This is a genomic window from Burkholderia sp. E168m23 (assembly GCF_016586125.1).
In the GTDB taxonomy this organism is placed as follows: domain Bacteria; phylum Pseudomonadota; class Gammaproteobacteria; order Burkholderiales; family Burkholderiaceae; genus Burkholderia; species Burkholderia orbicola.
Genome location: NZ_BCPP01001460.1, coordinates 1 through 1,075, shown reverse-complemented (window position 1 = coordinate 1,075; position 1,075 = coordinate 1). Strand labels below are relative to the sequence as shown.

Below are 1,075 nucleotides of genomic sequence, written 5' to 3'. Positions count from 1 at the left end.
GAATTCAGGACGACGTAATCAGTCTAGGGCGCGAAACTTAACGCGCCGTGAAGGGGCGGCGGCACGCATGACAGGATCTTCATGCGCGCCGCGACGGTCAGGCGGGCGCCGACACCAGCGCGCAGAAGTTCTCGAGATCGACGTTGCCGCCGCTGATCACCACGCCGACGCGCTTGCCCTGCAGCGCATCCTTCATCCGCCGCACGGCGGCGAACGACAGGCAGCCGGTCGGCTCGACGACGATCTTCATCCGTGTGGCGAAGAAACGCATGGACTCGATCAGTTCTGCGTCCGTCGCGGTCAGGATGTCGTCGACGTCGCGGCGCAGGATCGGGAACGTCAGGTTGCCGAGGTGCTGCGTCTGCGCGCCGTCGGCGATCGTGCGCGGTGTGTCGATATGCACGATCGTGCCGGACCGGAACGATTGCTGGGCGTCGTTGCCGGCTTCCGGCTCGACGCCGTACAGCTTCGCGTGCGGCGACAGCGCGCGCGTGGCGAGCGCGGTGCCCGACAGCAACCCGCCACCGCCGAGCGGCGTGAACACCGCGTCGAGCGGGCCGACTTCGTCGAACAGTTCCTTGGCCGCGGTGCCCTGGCCGGCGATCACGTCCGGGTGATCGTAGGGCGGGACCAGCGTGAGCCCATGCTTCTCCGCGAGATCGCGCCCGATCTGCTCGCGATCCTCGGTATAGCGGTCGTAGGTCACGACGTTGCCGCCGTAGCCGCGCGTCGCGGCCATCTTCGCGGCCGGCGCGTCCTGCGGCATCACGATCGTCGCGGGAATGCCGAGAATGCGCGCCGACAGCGCGACCGCCTGCGCATGGTTGCCCGACGAGAACGCGACGACGCCGTGGCGGCGCTGTTCCGCGTTGAAGCGCGACAGTGCGTTGAACGCGCCGCGGAACTTGAAGGCGCCCATGCGCTGCAGGTTCTCGCATTTGAAGAACACCTGCGCGCCGAGCGCGTCGTCGATCGTCCGCGACGTCATCACCGGCGTGCGGTGCGCGTGGCCTTCGAGCCGGGCCGCGGCGGCGACGACGTCGTCGTACGTAGGGAGAGTCGGAGAATTCATGGT

Annotated in this window: 1 protein-coding gene; it reads right to left on the bottom strand. The window is 68.2% G+C overall.

Translation table 11 applies throughout. The annotated features are described in order from the left end of the window. Positions 1 to 97: 97 nt before the first annotated feature. Entirely contained in the window at positions 98 to 1,072 is a 975-nt protein-coding gene (locus JMF90_RS38150) for a threo-3-hydroxy-L-aspartate ammonia-lyase (RefSeq protein WP_011547651.1), read from the bottom strand. Positions 1,073 to 1,075 lie beyond the last annotated feature (3 nt).

Excerpts from the sequence above, each read along its gene's own strand:
- JMF90_RS38150 (WP_011547651.1), bottom strand. The coding sequence starts at position 1,072 with ATGAATTCTCCGACTCTCCCTACGTACGACGACGTCGTCGCCGCCGCG.